General features: G+C 66.0%; 12 protein-coding genes. 9 read left to right on the forward strand and 3 right to left on the reverse strand.

The annotated features are described in order from the left end of the window. Window positions 1-2: 2 nt before the first annotated feature. Window positions 3-527 carry a GNAT family N-acetyltransferase gene (locus tag FPZ24_RS04085; protein ID WP_146569841.1) on the forward strand — a complete coding sequence of 175 codons (525 nt, stop codon included), beginning with the start codon at window positions 3-5 and terminating at the stop codon, window positions 525-527. A 12-nt stretch (window positions 528-539) separates the two neighbouring features. Continuing rightward, window positions 540-3,194 (forward strand): methionine synthase, encoded by a 2,655-nt coding sequence (gene metH / locus FPZ24_RS04090; RefSeq protein ID WP_146569842.1) that lies wholly within the window; start codon window positions 540-542, stop codon window positions 3,192-3,194. A 58-nt stretch (window positions 3,195-3,252) separates the two neighbouring features. On the opposite strand, the gene FPZ24_RS17485 is transcribed toward metH, so the two are convergent. Then, window positions 3,253-4,173: a PEPxxWA-CTERM sorting domain-containing protein gene (locus tag FPZ24_RS17485; RefSeq protein WP_146569843.1), complete on the reverse strand. Its 921-nt coding sequence runs from the start codon at window positions 4,171-4,173 to the stop codon at window positions 3,253-3,255. 276 nt (window positions 4,174-4,449) lie between these two features. Here FPZ24_RS17485 and FPZ24_RS04100 point away from each other — a divergent pair, with 276 nt between their 5' ends. Beyond that, window positions 4,450-5,382 (forward strand): right-handed parallel beta-helix repeat-containing protein, encoded by a 933-nt coding sequence (locus tag FPZ24_RS04100; RefSeq protein WP_146569844.1) that lies wholly within the window; start codon window positions 4,450-4,452, stop codon window positions 5,380-5,382. On the opposite strand, the gene FPZ24_RS04105 is transcribed toward FPZ24_RS04100, so the two are convergent. Beyond that, window positions 5,379-7,025 (reverse strand): alkaline phosphatase family protein, encoded by a 1,647-nt coding sequence (locus tag FPZ24_RS04105; protein ID WP_146569845.1) that lies wholly within the window; start codon window positions 7,023-7,025, stop codon window positions 5,379-5,381. The two genes, FPZ24_RS04100 and FPZ24_RS04105, sit on opposite strands and share 4 nt — an antisense overlap. 82 nt (window positions 7,026-7,107) lie before the next feature. Between FPZ24_RS04105 and FPZ24_RS04110 the strand changes: the two genes are divergently transcribed. The 5 genes from FPZ24_RS04110 (at window position 7,108) to FPZ24_RS04130 (ending at window position 13,079) form a co-directional block, all read left to right on the forward strand. Continuing rightward, complete coding sequence (locus FPZ24_RS04110) at window positions 7,108-9,102, forward strand: protein-disulfide reductase DsbD family protein (protein ID WP_146569846.1); 1,995 nt, start codon at window positions 7,108-7,110, stop codon at window positions 9,100-9,102. Then, on the forward strand, window positions 9,099-9,920 hold the full coding sequence (gene bla / locus FPZ24_RS04115) for a subclass B3 metallo-beta-lactamase (protein ID WP_205012862.1): 822 nt from the start codon (window positions 9,099-9,101) through the stop codon (window positions 9,918-9,920). The genes FPZ24_RS04110 and bla overlap by 4 nt, the downstream gene beginning before the upstream one ends. An 86-nt stretch (window positions 9,921-10,006) precedes the next feature. Further along, window positions 10,007-11,467 carry a circularly permuted type 2 ATP-grasp protein gene (locus FPZ24_RS04120; RefSeq protein WP_146569847.1) on the forward strand — a complete coding sequence of 487 codons (1,461 nt, stop codon included), beginning with the start codon at window positions 10,007-10,009 and terminating at the stop codon, window positions 11,465-11,467. Then, complete coding sequence (locus tag FPZ24_RS04125) at window positions 11,467-12,402, forward strand: alpha-E domain-containing protein (RefSeq protein ID WP_146569848.1); 936 nt, start codon at window positions 11,467-11,469, stop codon at window positions 12,400-12,402. The genes FPZ24_RS04120 and FPZ24_RS04125 overlap by 1 nt, the downstream gene beginning before the upstream one ends. Continuing rightward, window positions 12,402-13,079, forward strand: coding sequence for a transglutaminase domain-containing protein (locus FPZ24_RS04130; RefSeq protein WP_146569849.1), 678 nt, complete (start codon window positions 12,402-12,404; stop codon window positions 13,077-13,079). Before FPZ24_RS04125 ends, FPZ24_RS04130 begins: the two co-directional genes overlap by 1 nt. On the opposite strand, the gene FPZ24_RS04135 is transcribed toward FPZ24_RS04130, so the two are convergent. Beyond that, complete coding sequence (locus FPZ24_RS04135) at window positions 13,076-13,879, reverse strand: arginyltransferase (protein WP_146569850.1); 804 nt, start codon at window positions 13,877-13,879, stop codon at window positions 13,076-13,078. The genes FPZ24_RS04130 and FPZ24_RS04135 overlap by 4 nt on opposite strands. A gap of 353 nt (window positions 13,880-14,232) precedes the next feature. Between FPZ24_RS04135 and FPZ24_RS04140 the strand changes: the two genes are divergently transcribed. Continuing rightward, window positions 14,233-14,634, forward strand: a complete 402-nt coding sequence (locus tag FPZ24_RS04140) for a hypothetical protein (protein WP_146569851.1) — start codon at window positions 14,233-14,235, stop codon at window positions 14,632-14,634. The last annotated feature ends 45 nt before the right edge of the window (window positions 14,635-14,679 follow it).

A 14,679-nucleotide genomic window follows, 5' to 3' on the forward strand; every position in this document is an offset into this window, starting at 1 on the left:
CAATGTCGGAGGGCGAAGGCTGGCGGGTGCGCGAAGCGGGGGCGGATGACGCCGACGCGCTCGCGCTCGTCGGCGGCGCGACATTTCTGGAAACGTTCGCGGGCGTGCTCGCCGGCGACGCGATCGTCGGGCATTGCGGGCGCCAACATACGACCGATGCCTATCGGTCGGTGCTGACGAACGGTGGGCGCGCGTGGCTCGCCGAGCTCGATCCCGGCAATGCGCCGGTCGGGTTCGCGCTGCTGACCAAGCCCGATCTGCCTGGCGCGCGCGCCGGCGATATCGAGCTCAAGCGCATCTACGCCTTGGCGCGATTTCACGGCACCGGCATCGGACGCGCTTTGATGGCGGCGGTCGTCGCCGCTACGTCGGGGTTCGAACGGCTGCTGCTCGGCGTGTATGCCGGCAATACTCGCGCGATCGCCTTCTACCGCAAACAGGGTTTCGAACCGATCGGCGAGCGCCGGTTCGATGTCGGCGGCAAGCTCTACGACGATCTCGTGCTCGCCAAACCGCTTACCGCCTGATCCGGGACTTCGATGACCACCATTTCCACCGCCCAATTCGTCAATATCGGTGAGCGCACCAACGTCACCGGATCGGCGGCGTTCAAGAAGATGATCATGGCCGGCGACTACGCCAAGGCGGTCGAGGTCGCGCGCCAGCAGGTCGAGAACGGCGCGCAGGTGGTTGACATCAACATGGACGAAGGGCTGCTCGACGCCGAATTCGCCATGACGACGTTCCTCAAGCTGATCGCCGCCGAGCCGGACATCGCGCGCGTGCCGTTCATGATCGACAGTTCGAAATGGTCGGTGATCGAGGCCGGGTTGAAATGCGTCTCGGGCAAGCCGATCGTCAACTCGATCAGCATGAAGGAGGGCGAGGAGCAATTCCTGGAGCACGCCCGCAAGTGCATGGCGTACGGCGCCGCGGTCGTGGTGATGGCGTTCGACGAGGTCGGCCAGGCCGACACCAAGGAGCGCAAGGTCGAGATCTGCGAGCGCGCCTATAAGCTGCTGACCGGGATCGGCTTTCCGCCCGAGGATATCATCTTCGACCCCAACATCTTCGCGATCGCGACGGGGATCGACGAGCACCGCAAGTACGCGGTCGATTTCATCGACGCCTGCCGTGAGATCAAGGCGCGGTGCCCGCACGTCCATATCTCGGGTGGGCTGTCGAACCTGAGCTTTTCGTTCCGCGGCAACGAGCCGGTGCGCCGCGCGATGCACTCGGTGTTCCTCTATTACGCGATCCCGGCGGGCCTCGACATGGCGATCGTCAATGCCGGGCAGCTCGACATTTACGACCAGATCGATCCCGTGCTGCGCCAAGCGTGCGAGGACGTCATCTGGGACAACCGCCCCGACGCGACCGATCGGCTGATCGAGCTGGCGGAGAAATTCCGCGGCACCGACGCCGCGACCGAAAAAGCGGCCGAGGAATGGCGCGGCTGGGACGTCGCGAAACGGCTCGAACATGCGCTGGTGAAGGGTATGGATCAGTATGTCGTCGAGGATACCGAGGAAGCGCGTCTGCTGACGGCGCGGCCGATCGAAGTGATCGAAGGCCCGCTGATGGACGGCATGAACGTCGTCGGCGATCTCTTCGGATCGGGTAAGATGTTCCTGCCGCAAGTCGTTAAATCTGCTCGCGTTATGAAGAAGGCGGTCGCGCACCTGCTGCCCTTCATCGAAGCGCAGAAGGAACCCGGCGCGAAGGGCAAGGGCAAGGTCGTGATGGCGACCGTCAAGGGCGACGTGCACGACATCGGTAAGAACATCGTCGGCGTCGTGCTGCAGTGTAACGGGTTCGAAGTCGTCGATCTGGGCGTGATGGTGCCGTGGTCGAAGATCCTGGAGGCGGCGAACGAGAACGATGCCGACATGATCGGGCTGTCGGGTCTGATCACCCCGAGCCTCGACGAAATGGTGACCGTCGCCGAGGAAATGAAGCGGTCGAACATGACGATGCCGCTGCTGATCGGCGGCGCGACGACGTCGAAGGTGCACACCGCTTTGCGCATCGCCCCGGCCTATGACGGCCCCGTCGTCCACGTGCTCGACGCGAGCCGCGCGGTGGGCGTCGCGACGACCCTGGTCAGCGATACGATCCGCGACGATTACGTGACCAAGATCGCAGAGGAATATGAGGACGTCCGTCGCCAGCGTGCGGGCCGCGCGCAGAGCGAGTTGCTGCCGCTCCAGGCCGCGCGCGACAATGCGTTCGTGGCCGACATGAGTCTCAAGCCTGCCGCGCCCAGCCAGCCGGGGCGTCACGTGTTCGCCGATTGGGATCTGGCCGACTTGCGCGAATGCATCGATTGGACGCCGTTCTTCCGGGCGTGGGAGTTGGCCGGGGTCTATCCGGCGATCCTAGACGATGCGGTAGTAGGGGAAAGCGCGACGTCGCTGTTCGCCGACGCCAACAAGATGCTCGACCGCATCGTCGCGGAAAAATGGCTCACCGCGCGCGCCGTGGTCGGGCTATGGCCGTGTGCGCGCTACGAAGACGATGTCGTCGTCGCGCCTGAGGGCGACTGGACCGCCGATCAGCTGCGCAGCTTCGACCTGCTCAACCTGCCCGACGACGAGAGCCATGTCCGCCTCGCGTTCCTGCGCCAGCAGATCGCCAAGCGCGAAGGTCGCGCCAATATGTGCCTGGCCGATTTTATCGACCCGGCGGGCGACTGGATCGGCGGGTTCGCGGTCAGCATCCATGGCATCGAGCCGCACCTCGCGCGGTTCAAGGCCGCGATCGACGATTATTCGGACATCCTGCTCAAGGCGCTGGCCGACCGCCTGGCCGAGGCGATGGCCGAGCGGCTCCACCAGCACGTTCGCACGACCTTGTGGGGCTATGCCGAGGGCGAGCAGCTGACCAACGAGGCGCTGATCAAGGAACAGTATCGCGGCATCCGGCCGGCGCCGGGCTATCCGGCGTGTCCCGACCACAGCCTGAAGCCGATCCTGTTCAAGCTGCTCGACGCGCACAAGGCGACCGGCATCTCGCTGACCGAAAGCTACGCCATGCTGCCGACGGCGGCAGTCAGCGGCTTCTATTTCGGGCACCCGCAAAGCGAGTATTTCGGCGTCGCGCGCGTCGGGATGGACCAGGCCGAGGACTATGCCGCGCGGCGCGGCGCCGACATGGCGACGGTCCAGCGCTGGCTGCGGCCCAATCTGGACTGAAGCAAAACGGGCGCCGCCATCGCTGGCGACGCCCGTTTCGTTTTACGGCTGGATTCGATCAGGCGAAGCGGACGGTCGCCTGACGACGACGCAGGCTTGCGCCCATCAGACCGAAGCCCATGATCATCATCGCCCAGGTCGCCGGTTCCGGCACGGCGGCGGCTTGAACTTCGAAGTTCGAATTGACAGACAGGGCCGTGCCGAAATTCGCCTGTACGTTGTCGACTGCGCCGAAGAACGTGCCACCCCAGCCCGAACCGATCCCGATTTCGAGACCGTAGACCGACAGGTTCGCATTGCCGTTGTCGGCGATCCACTGCGCCAGCGTCTTCTGTCCGCCATTGGCACTGGCAAACGTCGGGCCGAGCGAATCCTTGGTCGCCCAGAAGATACCGCTGTTCAGATTGGCGGTCAGCGTCGTCCAGGTATCAACGGGCGAGGTCGTCTGGTTCTGGTAGACGTTCTCCAGCACGAGCGTGCCGGCATAGACGCCGTTCTTGAGCATGCCGAGCCGAAGGACTGGCGCCAGGTTCGGATCGGTGGTCGATGTGCTCGACCGGTAGAAGTCGAACGACAGGCTGGTCAGGCTGGACAGCGCGATCGCGGTCGATGCGCCGGCCGCGCCGAAATTATAAACCAGATCGCCCTTGCCGGTGTCGCCCTGCGTGCTGTTGAAATAGGCAGAGCCGTTGCCGCTGCGCGCATAGTCGGTCGTAATACCGATGGTCGATCCGGCGCCGACGGCGGCCTGGTACCACTGGCCGATAACCGGCGTGCCGTATGCGCGGTTGGCGTCGGCATTCGGGCCGGGGCCCGTCACGGTCGTGCGCGTGCCCGTCGCGTCGGTGGTAGTCGCCGCGGTGCTGGTCCCGAACGTGCCGGTCACGTTCTGCAGGCTGGTGTTGTACACGGTCTGCGCCGATGCGGCGGCCGGTGCCAGGACGACCATGGCGGTCGCGGCGAGATAAAGTGCCTTCATGAATTTCCCCTCTGGACTCGGCCAACACGCGCAACGCCTACCCTGAACGGAGATCGCGCCGCTGGCCCTATTGCACTGATTAACCAAACGTTAACGATACGCAATGGGCAGAATGGTTGACCTGAATCAAGTTTCCAACCGATGTGCCAAAATCGGGCAGGTACCCAGACGTATTTACGTCTTCGCTCCTCGATTCACCTTCTCCCGCGCCGTTAACCGACATTCGCCATTTGCCGACAAGGCGTCGTCGTTATCGACGGCGCAAAGGAGTTACCCATGCGCCGAATCCTCATCGCCTTGCTGCCGCTGATCGCCGCGCCGGCCGTCGCGCAATCCGTGTCGGCGCCGTTCACGGTGCAGGAAACCGGGCAGGGCTTCGCCACGCTCGACGACGCGGTGCAATCGATCCGGATGGGGACCGCGACGATCCTGATCGCGCCGGGCGTCTACAAGCAATGCACCGTGCAAGCCGGTGGCAACATCACGTTCAAGGCGGTCCAGCCCGGCACCGCGATCTTCGACGGCGAAGCGTGCGAGGGCAAAGCCGCGTTCGTGCTACGCGGGGCGAGTTCAGTGGTGGACGGCATCGTGTTCCGCAACATCCGCGTCGCCGACGGCAACGGCGCGGGCATCCGGACAGAGATGGGCAATCTGACCGTGCGCAATTCGATGTTCCTCGACAGCCAGGAGGGCATTCTCGGTGGCCAGCCGACGGGGCAGAAGATCGTGATCGAGCGCTCGACCTTCGCCGGGCTCGGCACATGCGACGACGCGACCGATTGCGCGCATTCGATCTACCTTGCCAATCAGGGGTCGGTCACGATCACGCGGTCGCGGTTCGAGCGTGGACGCGGCGGGCATTACGTCAAGCTGCGCGTGCCGAACCTGTCGATCACCGACAACAGCTTCGACGACAGCGAAGGCCGCAAGACCAACTACATGATCGACCTGTCGGAAGGCGGCACCGGCCTGATCGCGCGCAACACCTTCGCCGACGGGTCCGACAAGGAAAATTGGAGCGGCTTCATCGTCGTCGCGGCCGAAGCGCGGACCTATTCGTCGGCCGGGCTGAAGGTGGTCGATAACGTCGCGACGCTTCCGCCCAATTTCGGCAAGAGCCCGGCGTTCGTCGCGAATGTCGGCCGCGATCAACTGGCGGTCGGCGCAAACAAGCTCGCGCCGGGCATCCGGCCTTACGAACAGCGTTAGGGGCAGCTACTTCCCGGTCCGCCGTCGAGATCGAGACAGCGGCCATCGATCTCGCCCGGCGCCAGCGCGAAGCCGACCAACGCGGCGAGGCTCGGCATGATGTCGACCGTCTCCACCGACAGCGGCTGTTCGAACCCCGCCATCCCCCGGCGCCAGAACAGGATCGGCACGCGGCGGTCGTAATCCCAGATACTGCCATGCGTCGCGATCGTGCCGGCGGGCGTGGTCGCCGGCGGGATCGGGGTGATACGCGGTTTCAGGAAGATCGAGATATCGCCCGATCGCTCGGTATCGAACGAGGCGCGGGCGCGCTGGAGGAGGCTCCACGTCTCTGGCGGCCCGGCGGGCAGGGTCGCCGCGGCGATTTCCGGCTTGGTGAAGACCGCAGCGACCTGCGGGTTGGCGGCGTAGCGTTTCACCGCCGCATCGCGGACGCGATCCCGGTCCGCCGGGGACAGCTTGTTGCTGATCCACACATCGCCATTCACCCCGCCGAACAGCAGCGGCCCTTTCAGCCCCAGCGTTCCGGCGATGTCGTCGCCCACCGTCTTGATGTTGACCGTCAAGTCCATCCGCGCCGCCATCGGCATGCCGCGCTCGCGCTCGCGTTCTGGGATATCGTTGCCGCCATGGTCCGCGGTCAGCGCGACGACGTAATCGACGCCGGTCTTGTCGAGCATCGCGAAGAATTTGCCCAGCGTCTGGTCGAGATTGGCGAGCTGGATGCACATCTCCGACCCCTCGGTGCCGAAGCCATGCCCGACATAGTCGGTCGCCGACGCACCGACCGTCAGCACGTCGACCGACGGGCCGCGCCCGAGCTTCATGTCCTGCACCATCGCCGTCGCGAGGCCGAAGATCGCGGTGTCGAATGCGGGTGAGGCCTTCCACAGTCCTTCGTTTTTCGCAGGACGCGCGAAGCGGCCGTTGCCGACCGTCTTGCCGTTGGCGACGATCGGCCGGTCGATCGACTTGCACCAGGCAGGCTCGACTAGAGCCGCGCCGGGCTTGGCGATCTGCGCTTCCGCGGTGACGTTTGCACGTCCGACCGAGGCGGGAATGGCGCGGTCGCTATAGGAGATGAACCCCTTGCCGTCGCGCCAGAACCAGAGCTGATCGACCTTGTGGCCGCCCATCATGATCGCCGCGCGGTCCTTGCCCGCGACCGACACGGTGCGGACGCGCGGGTCGGCGTTCTTCAGGCGCTCGCCGAGGGTCGGCACGCGCAGCTTGATGTCGGACGCGGTATAGTTGCTGAAGCTCGAACCCGGGACGCGCTCGTCCTCGGCGCAATAGACCATGCCGGGGCGCGGGCCGTTCAGATCGACCCAGTCGTTGGCGATGATGCCCGTCCGCGCCGGGCGATCGCCGGTCATGATCGTCGAGTGACCGGGGCACGTCTCGGTCGCCGCATGGCTCTGATAGCCTGCCGGAAACACCGCGCCGTCGAGCAGCCGTTTGAACCCGCCGGTGAACCGGTTGCGATATTCCGCGAACAGATCGGCGGAGAATTGGTCGACGGAGATCACCACGATCAGCTTCGGCGCGGGTCGTGCAGGCTCGGCTGCCGGTGGCGGTGTGTCTTGTGCGGCGAGGGGCGAGGCGAGCAGGAGGGCGAGGGGTGCGAACGGGATAAAACGCATCGGAGACCTCCGAGGGATCGGGATAGGCGTTGGCTTACCGACCAGCTATGGCGCGGCGGCGGGACGGGTGACAAGAGGTCGCATGCGGGCATTCGGTTTCATGATTGTGACGCTGATGCTTGGCGTCGTCGCATGGGCGATGCCGGCGCGTGCGCAGGACGATGCCGGTCCGCATCTCCGGATCGGGCTAGTCGCGGAAAGCGACACGCCTAGGGCCGGCGGCGAGGTCGCGATCGCGCTCGACACCACGCCGCAGCCGGGCTGGCACGGTTACTGGCAGAATCCGGGGGATGCGGGATTTCCGGCGAAGCTCGACTGGACGTTGCCGCAAGGCGTGACGGCGAGCGCGCCGGTCTATCCGGCACCCCAACGGCTGCTGATCGCGAACTTGATGAACTATGTGTTCGAACGGCCGTACGCGCCGATCGTGACGCTCAAAATTCCCGCGGGCCTGCCGGCCGGCACCACACTGCCGATCAAGCTGCACATGACGTATCTGGTCTGCACGACACAATTGTGCGTGCCGGAGCAGGGCGATTTCGCGATCACGCTGACGGTCGGCGACGGCGCGATCGATCCGGCGCAGCGGGCGACGTTCGATTCGTGGCGCCGCGCCCTGCCGCAGCCGCTCGGGTCGGCGGCGACGTATCAGGCGGCGAACGGCGAGGTGCGGATCGCGGTGCCGTATCCGGCGAGCGCCAAGGGCGAGGGCGCGTATTTCTACCCCGTCTCGACGGGGGTGATCGAATATGCGTCGCCGCAGGTCGTGAGCCGCGACGGCGATCGCTTGATCCTGGCGACCAAGGGCAAAGGCGGCGGGCCGCTCGAAGGCGTGCTGAGCGTCGACGGCCGCGCGTTGGCGGTGACGGCGTCGCCTGGGACGGTTGCGGTCGGGAAGGTAGGCGGCGGCGATCTCGCGGCGATCCTGATCGCCTTCGCCAGCGCGGTGCTCGGTGGGCTGATCCTCAACGTCATGCCGTGCGTATTCCCGATCCTGAGCCTGAAGGCGCTGAGCCTCGCGCGCGCCGGGGGCGACGAGCGCGCCGCTCGGCACGAGGCGTTGGCCTACACCGCCGGCGCGATCGCGGTTTGCCTGGCGCTCGGCGCGACGATCCTGGCGTTGCGCGCCGGGGGGAGCGCGGCGGGTTGGGCGTTCCAGCTGCAGGATCCGCGTGTCGTCGTGCTGCTCCTGCTGTTGACGATCGGAATCGCGCTCAACTTGGCTGGATTGTTCGAGCTGCCCGTGCCGCGTTTCGCCGCGCAGTCGGGCGGCGCGAGTGGCGCGTTCGCGACCGGCGCGCTGGCGGCGTTTGTCGCGACGCCGTGCACCGGGCCGTTCATGGGTGCAGCGCTGGGGGCGGCGCTGGTGCTGCCATGGCTGGCCGCGCTCGCGGTATTCGCCGGTCTGGGGCTGGGCCTCGCGCTGCCGTTCCTGCTACTCGGGTTCGTCCCCGCGCTTCGCCGCAAGCTGCCCAGGCCCGGCGCGTGGATGGACAATTTGCGGCGCATATTGTCGATCCCGATGTGGCTGACCGCGGTTGCGCTCGCCTGGGTGCTCGGCAAGCAGGCGGGGGTCGACGGCATGGCGCTCGCGCTGCTGGCGGGGCTTGGATTCGGGATCGTGCTGTGGGCAGCGGGTCGCCGGCAAGCGCGCGGTCTGGCGGTCGGACTGCCGGCCGCGCTCATGCTGGTCGCGATCGCGGTTGCGAGCGTGTGGCTGGTGCGGCCTGTGCCCAAGGCCGTCGCTGGCGGCGAGCAGACGTTCAGCGAAGCCAGGCTCGCCGATCTGCGCCAGCAGGGCCGCCCGGTCTTCGCCTATTTCACCGCCGATTGGTGCCTGACGTGCAAGGTCAACGAGCGCGTCGCGATCGACACCGACCGTGCGCAAGCGGCGTTCAAGCGCAAGAACGTCGCCGTTCTGGTCGGCGACTGGACCAACGGCGACCCGGTGCTCGGCCGCTTCATCGAATCGCACAACCGCGCCGGCGTGCCGCTCTATCTCTATTACCCCGCGGGCGGTGGCGAGCCACGCGTCCTGCCGCAAGTGCTTACCCCGTCGATGCTGGAGGAACTATGATCGCCCGGATGATCGTTGCGCTGTCCGCGCTGCTGGCCATCGGTGCCAGCGACCCGCCCGCCTGGACGCGCCCGATCGCGCCGTTCCACATTATCGGCAACCTCTATTATGTCGGGAGCGAGGGGCTCGCCGCGTATCTGATCACGACGCCCAAGGGCGCGATCCTGCTCGACGGGACGATGGAAGCGAACGTCCCGGCGATCGAGGCGAACATCAAATCGCTCGGGATCAAGCTGAGCGACGTGAAGATCCTGCTCAACAGCCACGCGCACTTCGATCATGCCGACGGCCTCGCGCACCTCAAGCGCGACACCGGCGCGACGATGATGGCGATGAAGGGTGATGTCTGGGCGCTCGAGAACGGCAAGCATTTCGGCGACCAGAACTATGTCGGCACCTTCGCCCCGGTGAAGGTCGATCGCGTGCTGGCAGATGGCGAGAAGGTGACGCTGGGCGGCGTGACGATGACCGCGATCGCGACGCCCGGCCACACCGCGGGCTGTACGACCTGGGTGCTGCCGGTGCGGATCAAGACCGGCATCAAGACGATCGTGTTTCCGTGCAGCATGACGGTCGCGGGCAACAAGCTGGTCGGCAACCGACAATATCCCGGCATCGTGGCCGACTATCGCGCGACCTTCGACCGGATGGCGGCGCTGAAAGCCGACGTCGTGCTGCCCGCGCATCCCGAGCAGGCGGATGTCACGAAGCTCAAGGGCGACCAATTCCTGCGCCCGACGCTGTTGCCCAAACTGGTTGCCGACGCCCGAGCGGCGTTCGAGAAGGAATGGCTTAAGCAAAGCGCGATAGCGCGCTGATCTGGGTCAGCCCAGTTCGCCCTTGTGCGCCGCAACATTCCATAGCAGCATGGAACCCTGACGCCTGACGGCGCTTTGGGGGACGAATGGCAGTAGGACCGGCGTTCGACGAGATCATGGGTACGGCCGGATCACGCCAGCCGCGCGCCGCGCTCGCCGCGCTCGGGGACTGGCTCGACACCACCGACTCCGCCGAACTCCGCCGCCGCCAGCAATCCGCCGAGGCCACGTTCCGCCAGCTCGGCATCACCTTCGCGGTCTATGGCGACGAGGATGCGAGCGAGCGGATCATCCCATTCGATATCGTCCCGCGCGTGTTCCTGAAGGATGAATGGGATCGATTGTCCGAAGGGCTGGTCCAGCGCGTCGAGGCGATCAACCTGTTCCTCGACGACATCTATGGCGAGCGGAAGATCCTGAAGGAGGGGATTCTTCCCAACGACTTGATCTTCGGCAATGCACAATTCCGCCCTGAGATCGCGGGAATGCGGCCGCCGCACGGCATCTGGGCGCACATCTGCGGGATCGACCTGGTGCGGACCGGGCCGGACGATTTCTTCGTGCTGGAGGACAATGCGCGCACCCCGTCGGGCGTCAGCTACATGCTCGAAAATCGCGAGGCGATGCTGCGGCTGTGCCCCGAACTCTTCCGTCAGTTCCGCGTGGCGGCAGTAGACTCTTATCCCGACCGCCTGCTCCAGACGATGAAGTCGGTCGCGCCCGAGCATACCGGCAACAATCCGGTCTGCGTCGTGCTGACGCCGGGGCACTATAATTCGGCCTATTACGAGCACAGCTTCCTCGCCGATTCGATGGGGGTCGAGCTGGTCGAAGCCGCCGACCTGATCGTCGACGACGATATCGTATGGATGCGGACGATCGCCGGGCGAGTGAAGGTCGACGTCATCTATCGCCGGATCGACGACGATTTCCTCGATCCGTTGGTGTTCCGTCCGGATTCGGCACTGGGCGTGCGCGGGCTGATCGCGGCCTATGCCGCGGGCAACGTCGCGATCATCAATGCGCCGGGCAACGGCATCGCCGACGACAAGGCGATCTACAGCTACATGCCCGAAATCGTGCGCTATTATACCGGCGCCGACGCGAAGCTGCCCAACGTCCAGACCTTCCGGTGCCGCGAGCCCGAAGCGTTGCAATATACGCTCGATCATCTCGAAGAATTGGTGGTGAAATTGGTGGACGGATCGGGCGGGTACGGGATGCTGGTCGGGCCGACCGCGTCGAAGGACGAGATCGCCAATTTCCGCGCGGCGTTGGTCGCCGAGCCGCAACGCTACATCGCGCAGCCGACGCTCGCGCTGTCGACGGTCCCGACTTTGGTGGAGCAGGGTCTCGCCCCGCGCCATGTCGATTTCCGACCGTTCGTCCTGACGGGATCGAAGGGCATCCAGGTCGTACCCGGCGGCCTGACCCGCGTCGCTTTGCGCGAGGGGTCGCTGGTCGTGAACTCGTCGCAGGGCGGCGGGACCAAGGATAGTTTCGTGCTGATGGACAACGGTCCTTCGCAATCACAGGCGCAGAGCTGATGCTGTCGCGGACAGCCTCGTCGCTCTACTGGCTCGGGCGATACGTCGAACGCGCCGATTTCATCGCGCGGCTGGTCGAGGCGACCGTGCGGCTCGATGTCCTTTCGCCGCGCCCGGCGGGCGAGGTCGCGTGGGGCAGCGCCCTCGCGGTGATCGATGCCGCCGACGCGTTCAAGGCGAGCGGCGCGAACCTGACCCAGCAGTCGGTCGCGCGCTTCCTGACGCTCGACACCAGCCATCCGGGGTCGATCGTCAGCTGCCTAGATCGCGCGCGGAACAATGCGCGCGCGGTTCGCACCGCGCTCACCCGCGACGCTTGGACCGGGATAAACCGTGCGTGGCTGATCTTCGACGGCCGCTCGTCGCCGGGCGGTGCCACCGCGACGATGAACCTGATCGAAGCGGTCAAGGCTGAGACGCGCGGGTTCGAGGGTGCGATCCATCACATGCTCAAGAACCAGGCCACGTGGTTCATCCGGTTGGGCCAGGCAGTCGAGCGCGCCGACAACACCGCGCGCCTGCTCGACGTCAAATACCATATCCTGCTGCCCGCCGGAGAAACCGTCGGCGGCGTGGTCGACCGCGACCAATGGACGACGATCCTGCAGACGGTGTCCGCCGTCACCGCTTACCGCTGGCTCTACAATGACGGGTTGCAGCCGGCGAACGTCATCGACCTGTTGATCGCGCGCCACGAGCTGCCGCGCAGCTTGGCGGCGTCGGCGGACGAAACCGTGGAGTTGCTATCGCAGCTCGCCAAGCGCACCGGGCATCACGGCGAGGCCGACCGCATGGCCCGCGCGCGGCATACGCGCATCGCCAAGACGCGCTCGGCCGACATCATCGTCAACGGGCTCCACCAATATCTCGAAGCGTTCATCGAAGAGAATGCGAAGCTCCACTTCGCGATCGGCCGGCAGTTCAAGTTCTCCTGATGCGGATTGCGATCGATCACACGCTGACCGTCGCGTTTCCGTTCCCCCGTCCGTCCGTCGCGCTGTCGCTTCGCGTGACGCCGGAGGATCATCACGATCAGACGGTGTCGGGGTGGCGGATCTGGCCCGATTGCGACGCGCGGTTGCGGACGACGCGGGATGGGTACGGCAATGTCCTGACGATGGTTTATGCCGAGGGGCCGATCGACGGCATCGAATTTCACGTGACGGGCGAGGTGTTTACCGGCCCGTCGAACGGCATCCTCAGCGCGGCGCATCCGGAGCCGTTGCCGCCGGAACTCTTTCTGAGGCCGGGCGCCGATGCCGTGCCCGAACTGACCGCGCTGGCGGTCGATGCAGGGGTCGCCGACGACGCGGTCGAGCGGTTGCACCTCGCCAACGTCGCGCTGTATCGCCGTGCCGATGCGGTCGCAGCCGATATTCTGGCGGCATCTTTCGTCGCCGCGGCGCGGCGGCTGGCTCGTCCCGCGCGGTGCGTGTCGGGTTATCTGGCGCAAGGCAGCGGATCGCGCCCGCATGTCTGGGCGGAAGCCTATGTCGACGGGATCGGCTGGGTCGGGTTCGATCCGGTGCTCGGCCTGTCGGCGGGCGAAGACCACGCCCGCGTCGCGAGCGCGCTGGACCTGACCGGGATCGCGATGGTCAGCGGGGTCTAGGCGACTTCGCTCGACAGCGCGAGCGCCTGTTCGACCGGGTGGATCGGCGGCGAATAGGTCGCGTTCTCGTCGGCGAGGATCGACCAGCCGTTTGGCCCGAGTACCTCGAGCGGGCGATAGCGCGTCTTGTACGCCATCCGCGCCGACCCCTTCACCCAATAGCCCAGATACACGTACGGCAAGCCTGCGGCGCGCGCGCGCATGATGTGATCCATGATGATGAAATTGCCGAGCCCCGGCCGCTCCGCCTCATCCGCGACGAAGAAGCTGTAGATCATGCTGAGCCCGTCGACCTGCTGGTCGGTCAGACACGCGCCGACCAGCCGGCCACGCTCGCCATGCAGACTGGGCTCGCGATATTCGACCACGACCGAATTGACCGGCGACTGTTCGACCATGTCGGCATAATCGCCGTCATCCATCAACGTCATGCCGCCCGCGGGATGCCGCGCGCCGAGATAGCGGCGGAGCAACTGGAACTGCTCGTCGGTCGCCCAGGGGTTGCACGCCGTGACTTCCAGATCGGCGTGGCGGCGCAGGATCTTGCGCTGGCTGGCGTTGGGCTTGAAATCCGGGGTGACGACGCGGACCGACACGCATGCCGAGCAACCCGCGCAGCTCGGGCGATAGGCGACCGATTGGCTGCGGCGAAACCCGATCCGGCCGAGCGCGTCGTTCAGTTCGCCGGCATGCGGGCCGTTGAGTTCGGTGAATACCTTCCGCTCCTGCCGGCCCGGCAGATAGGGGCACGGCGACGGCGAGGTCACGAAAAAGCGCGGAAAACGGAAAGGCGCGGTCACCGCCGATGGGTCCCCTTCGAATGCCGGCGAATCCGGCGGACGCACGCACTATGAATCGAGCCGCGCATGATGAAAAGCGGCTTTACCATCAAAGAAGGTTAATGGCGGGGATAACGAACTCGGTCCGTCTTCGGACACAAGATGATCCGCCGGACTCTGCGGTGCAAGGGCGCCCGTCGCACGTGCGATTCGCTTCGCCGCAAGCTTCGGTTCAGGCGAGCGGCGCTAGCTCGACCGCGAAGGAGAAACGAGCATGCGTATTGCCCTCTTCGCGTCGATGGTCGCCGTTGCAGCCCCCGCATCGGCACAGCAGATGCAGCCGGTGCTGCCGATAGCGCCGCGCGGGGTGGACTATGTCGAAACCGCCTGCAGCGGGGGGGATCGACGGGCGGCTCGAGTTTGTTCGCGTGACGGCGACCGGGCAGGTATTCAAGGTAACCCGGCGCCTGCCCGAGGTGCAGCGCGCGCGTGCGACGCGGGGCGAGGTGGCCAAGATCTGGCGCCAGCTCGACGTCGCCCGATTCGAACAGCGCATCGTACCCCCGCAGAAGCCATACATCATGGACGGCATCGATTGCTCGCTGACGCGGCGCGTGAACGGCCGTATCCACACCGTGACGCTGATGCAGCAGATGCGCGCAAATCCCAAATATCGCGACCTCGTAACGGCGCTGGATGACATCAACGCGCTGGGCCGCAAGGCGACCGGACCGAGATTGCAGCCCGCCGAAACAGTTGCATCTCCGCCACGGTAAAGCAGCTAACCTGTCGTTAAACCGTCCTGGCGTAGCGAAACCCGG

Source organism: Sphingomonas panacisoli (assembly GCF_007859635.1).
Taxonomy (GTDB): domain Bacteria; phylum Pseudomonadota; class Alphaproteobacteria; order Sphingomonadales; family Sphingomonadaceae; genus Sphingomonas; species Sphingomonas panacisoli.

Bases quoted from the DNA above. Each gene is read 5' to 3' on its own strand.
- FPZ24_RS04085 (WP_146569841.1), top strand. From the start codon at position 3: ATGTCGGAGGGCGAAGGCTGGCGGGTGCGCGAAGCGGGGGCGGATGAC.
- metH (WP_146569842.1), top strand. From the start codon at position 540: ATGACCACCATTTCCACCGCCCAATTCGTCAATATCGGTGAGCGCACC.
- FPZ24_RS04140 (WP_146569851.1), top strand. From the start codon at position 14,233: ATGTCGAAACCGCCTGCAGCGGGGGGGATCGACGGGCGGCTCGAGTTT.
- FPZ24_RS04120 (WP_146569847.1), top strand. From the start codon at position 10,007: ATGGCAGTAGGACCGGCGTTCGACGAGATCATGGGTACGGCCGGATCA.
- FPZ24_RS17485 (WP_146569843.1), bottom strand. From the start codon at position 4,173: ATGAAGGCACTTTATCTCGCCGCGACCGCCATGGTCGTCCTGGCACCG.
- FPZ24_RS04125 (WP_146569848.1), top strand. From the start codon at position 11,467: ATGCTGTCGCGGACAGCCTCGTCGCTCTACTGGCTCGGGCGATACGTC.
- FPZ24_RS04110 (WP_146569846.1), top strand. From the start codon at position 7,108: ATGCGGGCATTCGGTTTCATGATTGTGACGCTGATGCTTGGCGTCGTC.
- bla (WP_205012862.1), top strand. From the start codon at position 9,099: ATGATCGCCCGGATGATCGTTGCGCTGTCCGCGCTGCTGGCCATCGGT.
- FPZ24_RS04130 (WP_146569849.1), top strand. From the start codon at position 12,402: ATGCGGATTGCGATCGATCACACGCTGACCGTCGCGTTTCCGTTCCCC.
- FPZ24_RS04105 (WP_146569845.1), bottom strand. From the start codon at position 7,025: ATGCGTTTTATCCCGTTCGCACCCCTCGCCCTCCTGCTCGCCTCGCCC.
- FPZ24_RS04100 (WP_146569844.1), top strand. From the start codon at position 4,450: ATGCGCCGAATCCTCATCGCCTTGCTGCCGCTGATCGCCGCGCCGGCC.